Origin of the sequence: Streptomyces sp. NPDC049585 (assembly GCF_040675615.1) — a bacterium.
Taxonomy (GTDB): domain Bacteria; phylum Actinomycetota; class Actinomycetes; order Streptomycetales; family Streptomycetaceae; genus Streptomyces; species Streptomyces luteosporeus.
This window is the reverse complement of record NZ_JBFAPE010000065.1, coordinates 1-8,111: the sequence shown is the minus strand read 5'-3', so window position 1 is coordinate 8,111 and position 8,111 is coordinate 1. Positions and strand designations below refer to the sequence as shown.

Here is an 8,111-nt window from a genome sequence, read left to right as displayed (position 1 = left end):
CGGTTACATTCCGAACCCGGAAGCTAAGCCTTTCAGCGCCGATGGTACTGCAGGGGGGACCCTGTGGGAGAGTAGGACACCGCCGAACTCCTTTTAGCCGCGAACTCCTGGTCAAAGACCAGGAGTTCGCGGCATTTTTGTTTTCATGGCTTCCCTTGAAGAGTTCCAGACCCACCGCCGGCGGCTGTGGGCCGTCGCCTACCGCCTGACCGGGTCCGTCGCCGACGCCGACGACGCCGTGCAGGAGGCGTGGTTGCGCTGGCAGCGGCTGCCCGACGACGTGGCCGACGACCCGGGCTCGTACCTGACCACCGTCGTCAGCCGCATCTGCCTCGACCTGTTCACTTCCGCCCGCGCCCGGCGCGAGACGTACGCCGGTCCCTGGCTGCCCGAGCCCGTGGTGACCGACGAACCCGGCCCCGAGGAGCAGGCCGCCCTCGACGAATCGGTCGGCATGGCCCTGCTGTTCGTGCTCGAGCGGCTCACGCCGGCCGAGCGGACGGCCCTCGTTCTGCACGACGTCTTCTCCGTCCCGTTCCAGGAGATCGCCGAGGTCGTCGACCGTTCTCCCGAATCCGTCCGGCAGTTGGCCTCCCGTGCGCGCAAGCGCGTCCGGGCCGAGGCCCCGCGGCAGACGGTCGACCGGGGTGAGCACCGCCGGACGGTCGAGGCCTTCCTGGCCGCGGTCGTGGGCGGGGAGCTCGCCGACCTGATGGAGGTGCTCGACCCCGCGGTCGTCTGGCGGTCCGACGGGGGCGGGAGGATCACTGCGGCGCGGTTGCCGGTCGTCGGCCGGGAGAAGGTGGCGCGCTACGTCGCGAACGTCGTCCGCACCTTCGCGCCCGACTCGATGCGGATGCTGCTGCGGGAGGTCAACGGCGCACCCGGTGCCGTCTTCCTGACCGGGGACGGCGAGCCCCTGGGGGCCTTGGCCTTCACCGTCCACGAGGGGCGGATCACGGACGTCGCTGCCGTCGTCAATCCCGACAAGCTGTCCCACCTTCAGGGGATGTGACCCGGGACACGTCACATTCCGCGCGGTCGCTTCGTCCCCTGTGTATGAAGACGAATTCCCACGCCGCTTCCTCGTCCTTGTCCTCGTCGTCCCCCGCCCCCCGCGTTGTCGTGCTCGGTGGCGGCTACGCGGGGCTGGTGGCGGCCCTGCGGCTGGCGCCGGCCGCCCGGGTCACGCTGGTCGACCCGGGCGACGGCTTCACCGAACGCGTCCGACTCCACCAACTGGCCGCCGGCCGGGCCCGTGTCACCCACCCCTACTCCGGTCTCCTGCGCGGCACCGGCATCGAGCACGTTGCTGCTCGCGCCGCCGATCTCGACCGCCAGGCGCGCAGCGTCCGGACGGACGACGGGCGCACCCTGTCGTACGACCGGCTCGTCTACGCGCTCGGCAGCGTCACGGACACCGCGGGCGTCGAGGGCGTCGAGGGCGCCCAAGACACCGGACGCGCCAGGATCCACACAGCCGAGTCGGCCGGGGCGCTGCACCAGCGGCTGGTCGGGGCGCCGGGCCGGGTCTCGGTGGTCGGTGGCGGGTTGACCGGCATCGAGCTGGCCGCCGAGATCGCCGAGGCGCACCCCGCGTGGGAGGTGCGGTTGCTGACGTCGGGCGTCGTCGGGGCCGGCCTCTCGGCGCGGGGGCGGGCGCACGTGTACGAGGTGTTCCGCGAGCTGGGCGTGCGGGTCGAGGAGGGCCGCCGGGTGGCGTCGGCCGGTGAGGTGGATGCGGACGCGGTGGTGTGGGCGGCCGCGATGCGCCCGGTGACGGGGCTCGCCGCGCGGTCGGGTCTCGCCCTGGACGTGGCCGGGCGGATCGCGATCGACGGCACCGCCCGGTCGGTGACCGATCCCGCCGTCTATGCGGCGGGGGACGCGGCGGGGACGGGCATACGGATGGCGTGCGCGGTGTCCCTGCCCATGGGCCTGTACGTGGCGGCGTCCGTCCGTGCGGACCTCCAGGACCGACGCAATCAACTGAGGCCGTTCCACTACGGGTTCGTGGGGCAGTGCATCAGCCTCGGTCGGCGAGACGGGCTGCTGCAGATGGTGCGTTCCGACGACTCGCCGCGGTCGGCGGTGCTGACCGGGCGGCCGGCCGCCTTCGTCAAGGAGAGGGTCGTGCGCGGGACGGTGTTCGCCCTGCGGGCGGCCGCAGCCGGGGCACGTCGCGGTGGCCTGGGGGCGGCCCCCGGAGCCGACGTGTCCGGTGCCGCCCCGGCGGCGGTCGGCCGCTAGGGCGCATCACGGTGCCCCGCACCCCTGACGGGGCGCTGCACGATCCGCCGGTCAGGCCTTAGTGGGCCATCACCCGGCCCGTCGCCTCGTCGTCGCCGTTCTGCGCGTTGCGTGCGGCCCAGGTGATCAGTGCCGTGTGGACGGCCCGGTCCATGTGGCGCAGTCCGGTGAGGTCGAGTTCGATGCGGGGGGCGGCGTCCTGCCGGAGCGCGTCGAGGTCGTCGAGCAGTTTGGGCAGGCGCAGGAAGTTGGCGTTGCCGATGACGCGGGCGCGCACGACGCCGGTCGACGAGGTCGTGGCCTCGACGTGGACGTGGGAGGTCTCCCAGGCGGCTTTGCAGACGGCCAGCACGAGACCGATGGCGACGCCCTCGAAGAGGTTGGTGATGGCGATGGCGACGGCGGTGGTGGCGAGGATGGCGACCTCGCCGCGGTGCCCGCGCCACAGCGGGCCGAGTTCGCGCCCTGGCAACAGCTTCCAGCCGGCGTGCACCAGGACGCCGGCGAGCGCGGCCACGGGGACGAGTTCGAGGGCCCAGGGCAGGAGGGTGGCGAAGAGCAGGAGCCAGACGCCGTGCAGGACGCGCGAGACCTTCGTCCGCGCGCCGGCGTGGACGAAGGCGGAGCTGCGGACGATGACGGCGGTCATGGGCAGGGCGCCGGGCACACCCCAGACGGTGTTCCCAGCGCCTTGGGCGGTGAGTTCCTTGTTGTGGTCGGTGCGGGAGTGGTGGTGCAGCCGGTCGATGGCGGCCGCGCCGAAGAGCGTCTCGGCGGAGGCGATCAGGGCGAAGGTCAGGATGGTGCCGAGCACCCCGAATTCCGTCAGGCGCGCGAATCCGCCACCGCCCGGCGGCTGGATCGCGTCGATCAGTCCGCGCAGCCGGATCCGGTCGACGGGCAGCTCCAGCAGGGCCACCGCGGTGGTGGCGAGCGCGACGCCCGCCAAGGGGGCGGGGACGACATGGGCGGCGCCGCGCCAGCGCGGCCACACGGCCAGGACGGCCACCGTGCCGGCGCCGACGGCGACTGCGGCCAGCGCGTCCGGGGAGGCGACGGTGTCGGTGAACAGCGTGACGAGCCCGCCGAGATTCTCCAGTGCCTCGGCCGGAGCGTCGGCGTCGGCGAGCGCATAGAGCTGCCCGGCGATCAGGACGATGCCGATGCCGGCGAGCATGCCCTGGACGACGGCGACCGAGATGGCGCGAAACCAGCGCCCGAGCTTCAGCAGCCCCATGGCCAGCTGGAGCAGCCCGGCGGTGAGCACCAGGACGCCGAGCGCCCGGAGCCCGTACGCGCGCACTGCTTCGTAGACCAGCACCGTCAGGCCGGCCGCCGGGCCGCTGACCTGCACGCTGCTGCCCGGCAGCAGGCCGGTGAGGAGACCGCCGACGACGCCGGTGACCAGGCCCAGCTCGACGGGCAGACCGGAGGCGGCGGCGATGCCGACGGACAGGGGCACGGCGATGAGGAAGACGACCAGTGACGCGGCGAAGTCCGCGCGCAGGTCGGCGCAGGGGCCGAGGCGGTGGATGACGGTGCGGACACGGCGGAAGAGGGTCTTCTGCATGAGGACTGCCTCCAGGGCGCTCGGGGCGCGCGCAGCGAAACGACGGGGATCGTTGCCGACGGGTGGAAGAGAAGTGACGGAGGAGTCGAGGGGGCGCACGCCCGGCGTCCGCACGACGGGCCATGCATGCCGTTAATCACTTGACCATATTTTGGCCAAGTCCCGGACCAATTCGGCCAGTTGGTTTGTAACCACGGTGTAAACACCGGGGCGGGAAACAGGAACGTCCGCATCCTGTCGCCCCGGCGGACGACCAGGACGTGGACCGCGCCCCCGCCGGCCCACGTGGAATGCGAGGATCCTCTAGAACGAGAAGGTCCCCAAGGACGAGAAGGTCCTCCAGGACGGAGAAGGTCCTCCAGGACGAGAAGGTCCCCACAGGACCGCAAGCAAGCCCCGCGCAGCGAAGAGGTGAGCCCCCGTGCCCCAGACAGTCGCCGTCCTCGGCACCGGAAAGATCGGTGAGGCACTGCTCAGCGGCATGATCCGCGCCGGCTGGTCGGCGGACGGCCTGATGTGCACCGCCCGCCGCCCCGAGCGCGCCGAGGCGCTGCGCGCCCGTTACGGCGTCGAGGTGGTCAGCAACATCGAGGCCGCCAAGGCCGCCGACACCCTCATCCTGGCCGTCAAGCCCCAGGACATGACCACCCTCCTCGACGAACTCGCCCCGCACCTGCCGGCCGACCGGCTCGTCATCAGCGCCGCGGCCGGCATCCCCACGACCCTCTTCGAGGAGCGGCTTCCCGCCGGCACCCCCGTCGTGCGCGTCATGCCGAACACGCCCGTCCTCGTCGACGAGGGCATGTCCGTCATCTCCGGGGGCGCCCACGCCACGGAGGAACATCTCCGGCGCGCCGAGGAGATCTTCAAGCCCGTCGGCAAGACGCTGCGTCTGCCCGAGTCCCAGCAGGACGCCGCGACCGCCCTCTCCGGCTCCGGGCCCGCCTACTTCTACTTCCTCGTCGAGGCCATGACCGACGCCGGCATCCTGCTCGGCCTGCCCCGCGACAAGGCCCACGACCTCATCGTCCAGGCCGCCATCGGCGCGGCGGTCATGCTGCGCGACAGCGGCGAGCACCCCGTCAAGCTCCGCGAGGCGGTCACGTCACCGGCCGGTACGACGATCAACGCGATCCGCGAGCTGGAGAAGCATGGGGTGCGCCATGCGCTCATCGCTGCGCTCGAAGCCGCGCGGGACCGCAGCCGGGAGCTGGCCTCCGGGAACGGGTGAGGCTCAGCCGAGCAGCTCCGCCGTACGGACCACGCGGGCGAAGCCGCCCGCGTGGAGGTTGACCGCCGTGGCGCGGGCCAGGGCGTCGGCCGTCAAGGCCTCGCCGTCCGGGCCCACCGCGTCGAACGTGTGCGTGGCGTCGATCGGGACGATCACGTCGTAGCCCAGGTTGCCGCCCATGCGCGCCGTCGTGTCGACGCACCAGTTCGTCATGATGCCCGCCACCACGATCTGCCGGATGCCCGCCGCGTCCAGCCAGGCGCGCAGGTCCGGGGTGCCGATGAAGGCGGAGTTCACCGTCTTGGTCAGCAGCAGCTCCGGACCCGCCCCCTTGCCGCGCCGCTGCTCGACGAAGTCCTGGAAGTCATTGCCCTCCTGCCCCGGCCGCAGCGGCGAGTCCGGCTTCGGAGAGTCGTGCCGTACGAAGACCACCGGCCGGCCCGCCGCCTGCCAGGTGTCGATCAGGGAGGCGAGGTTCTCCTCGGCCGCGGGGTTGTTGCGGGGCGGGAAGGCGGGGTCGTGCCAGCCCTTCTGCACGTCGATGACGACGAGGGCGGAGTTCTGAGCGATCCGGGTGACCTGTGCGATGTCCATGCCCATGATCCTGCTGGCGCCGGTGGACCGCCGACAGTGGCAGTACTGACCATCTCCGATGAATTCCTGCCAGCTCCACTGGCAGGATGACCACCGTGCAGCCGCCCCAACGCATCGCCCTCGTCGCCTTCCCGCGCATCCGCGCCTTCGACGTCGCTGTCATCGCCGAGGTCTGGGGCGTCGACCGCACCGACCGCGGCGCCCCGCCCTTCGAACTGCGCCGCTGCGCCCCCGACCGGGCGCCCGTGCAGATGCCCGGCGGGCTCGTCCTCGCCCCCGACCGCGACCTCGACTGGGTCGGCACCGCCGACCTCGTGGTCGTCCCCGGCGTCGACGACCACCTGGCCCCCGTACCGCCGCCCGTCCTGCACGCACTGCGCACCGCCCACGCCGCCGGGACCCCGGTCGCCGCGCTGTGCGGCGGAGCGTTCGTCCTCGCCCAGGCGGGCCTGCTCGACGGCCGCCGGGCCGTCACCCACTGGAACCTCACCCCTCTCCTGACCGCCACCCATCCCGCGGTCCAGGTCGTCCCGGACGCGCTCTTCGTCGAGGACGACGGCATCTGGACCGCGGCCGGAGTCGCCGCCGGCATCGACCTGTGCCTGCACCTCGTCCGTACGGCACACGGCGCCGAGGCGGCGGCGACCATAGCCCGCGCCATGGTCACCGCCCCCTTCCGTACCGGCACCCAGGCCCAGTTCATCGAGCACCCCGCCCCCGCCCCGGACGACCGTGACCCCTCCGGCGCCCTGGCGGCCGTACGCGAACGGGCCCTGCGACAACTCTGCGAACCCCTGACCGTCGCCGACATGGCCGCCTGGGCCGGCATGTCACCGCGCTCCTTCGCCCGCCACTTCACCGCCGGCACGGGCAGGACCCCCATCCAGTGGCTGCTCGACCAGCGCATCGCCGCCGCCCAGCAGCTCCTGGAACGCACCGGCCTGCCCATGCCGGAGATCGCCCGCCGTTGCGGCTTCGGCAGCGAGGTCACCATGCGCCAGCACTTCGCCGCCCGCCTGGCCACCAGCCCCCGCGACTACCGCCGCGCCTTCCGCGCAGCGGGCTGACGGCCGAGGGACTGACGTGGACACGGCCCGCCGGCTCAGCCGACGGGCGGCAGCAGGCCGATCGCCCGGTACGCGGTGTCGACCCGCGGCCGCGCGAGCGCCCGTGCCCGCTCGGCCCCCGCGCGCAGTACCTCGTCCACGTACTCCGGATCCGCGCACAGCTCCGCATGCCGCTCCCGCAGCGGCCGCAGCAGCTCCACGACCGCGTCCGCCACATCCTTCTTCAGCGCACCGTACGAGCCGTAGCCCGCCGCCAGCTCCTCCGGTTTCTCCTCACCACCCCGGCAGGCGGCGAGGATCTCCAGCAGATTCGCGACGCCGGGCTGCGCCTCGCGGTCGTAGCGGACCTCGCTGCCGCTGTCCGTCACGGCTCGCATGATCTTCTTGCGCACCACGTCCGCCTCGTCGAGCAGATAGACGATGCCGGACGTCTCCGCGTGCGACTTGCCCATCTTCGACGTGGGGTCCTGCAGGTCCATCACGCGAGCCGCCACGGGAGGCAGCACCGCCCGGGGGACGGTGAACGTGGCCCCGTACCGCTGGTTGAAGCGCACGGCCAGGTCCCGGGTGAGCTCCACGTGCTGCGCCTGGTCGTCCCCCACGGGAACCTCGTCCGCCCCGTACGCCAGGATGTCCGCGGCCATCAGCGCGGGATACGTCAGCAGGGACAGCCGTACGCTCCCGCCGGTGGCCCGCTCCCGCGCGGACTTCTCCTTGTACTGGATCATCCGCCGCATCTCCCCGTCCGTGGCCGTGCACTCCAGGAGATAGGCCAGTCGGGTGTGCTCGTCGACATGACTCTGTACGAAGAGGGTGCACCGGTCCGGCCGTAGGCCGGCCGCGAGGAACAGGGTCGCCGCCTGCCGGCTGAGCCGGCGCACCCGCGCCGGATCGTGCTCCACGGTCAGCGCGTGCAGGTCCACCACGCAGAAGAGCGCCTCGGCGCGGTGCTGGTCGACCTCGACCCACCGCTGGATCGCGCCGAGGTAGTTGCCCAGGGTGAGGTGGCCGGTGGGCTTGATGCCGCTGAAGATCCTTGCCATGGGTTCGCTGTCTCCTCCGAGGTGGGGACCACCGCCAGGACAGCAAAAACGGCCGCCGAGGCGGCGGCCGTTGGATGCGTACGCGCAGCATGCGCAGGGGGCGGGCCGCCGGTCAGGCGGGCCACCACAGCTGCACGAGCGCGAGCGTCGTCATGCCCCGGACCCTACGCGCGGGAAACCCCTTGCGCCACCGGTTTGATGGGGCGTACGGGAGCGTGTAGAGTTCTTCGAGTTGCCGCGGCGTCCGCAAGGACGGCGGGGCGGCATCTCTCGCCGCACCGGCGGCATCCACTACTGCACGGCCCCTTAACGGGATGGAATTCGGCGTGTCCGAATTTCGGACCGGGCTCCGATTA

At 72.4% G+C, this 8,111-nt stretch carries 7 protein-coding genes and 1 rRNA gene; 5 read left to right on the top strand and 3 right to left on the bottom strand.

Annotation, left to right across the window (positions count from 1 at the left end; translation table 11 throughout):
- From rrf to AB0K17_RS30490, 3 genes are all read left to right on the top strand, one after another.
- Positions 1–88 (top strand): 5S ribosomal RNA (rrf, locus tag AB0K17_RS30500); the annotation flags it as partial.
- 57 nt (positions 89–145) lie between these two features.
- Positions 146–1,015: an RNA polymerase sigma factor SigJ gene (sigJ, locus tag AB0K17_RS30495; protein ID WP_365984985.1), complete on the top strand. Its 870-nt coding sequence runs from the start codon at positions 146–148 to the stop codon at positions 1,013–1,015.
- A gap of 44 nt (positions 1,016–1,059) precedes the next feature.
- Positions 1,060–2,250: an FAD-dependent oxidoreductase gene (locus AB0K17_RS30490; protein WP_365984984.1), complete on the top strand. Its 1,191-nt coding sequence runs from the start codon at positions 1,060–1,062 to the stop codon at positions 2,248–2,250.
- 58 nt (positions 2,251–2,308) lie between these two features.
- Here the strand turns inward: AB0K17_RS30490 and AB0K17_RS30485 are convergent, their stop codons facing one another.
- A complete protein-coding gene (locus tag AB0K17_RS30485; protein ID WP_365984983.1) occupies positions 2,309–3,820 on the bottom strand; it encodes a SulP family inorganic anion transporter in 1,512 nt (503 codons plus the stop codon).
- Positions 3,821–4,241: 421 nt separating this feature from the next.
- On the opposite strand from AB0K17_RS30485, the gene proC reads away from it, so the two are divergent.
- Complete coding sequence (gene proC, locus AB0K17_RS30480; RefSeq protein WP_365984982.1) at positions 4,242–5,051, top strand: pyrroline-5-carboxylate reductase; 810 nt, start codon at positions 4,242–4,244, stop codon at positions 5,049–5,051.
- A 3-nt stretch (positions 5,052–5,054) separates the two neighbouring features.
- Here the strand turns inward: proC and AB0K17_RS30475 are convergent, their stop codons facing one another.
- Positions 5,055–5,645, bottom strand: a complete 591-nt coding sequence (locus AB0K17_RS30475; protein WP_365984981.1) for a cysteine hydrolase family protein — start codon at positions 5,643–5,645, stop codon at positions 5,055–5,057.
- Positions 5,646–5,731: 86 nt separating this feature from the next.
- On the opposite strand from AB0K17_RS30475, the gene AB0K17_RS30470 reads away from it, so the two are divergent.
- The gene (locus AB0K17_RS30470; RefSeq protein WP_365984980.1) at positions 5,732–6,712 is read left to right on the top strand and encodes a helix-turn-helix domain-containing protein; all 981 of its coding nucleotides are present in this window, start codon (positions 5,732–5,734) and stop codon (positions 6,710–6,712) included.
- Positions 6,713–6,747: 35 nt separating this feature from the next.
- On the opposite strand, the gene trpS is transcribed toward AB0K17_RS30470, so the two are convergent.
- Positions 6,748–7,755: a tryptophan--tRNA ligase gene (gene trpS / locus AB0K17_RS30465; protein ID WP_365970250.1), complete on the bottom strand. Its 1,008-nt coding sequence runs from the start codon at positions 7,753–7,755 to the stop codon at positions 6,748–6,750.
- Between the last annotated feature and the right edge of the window lie 356 nt (positions 7,756–8,111).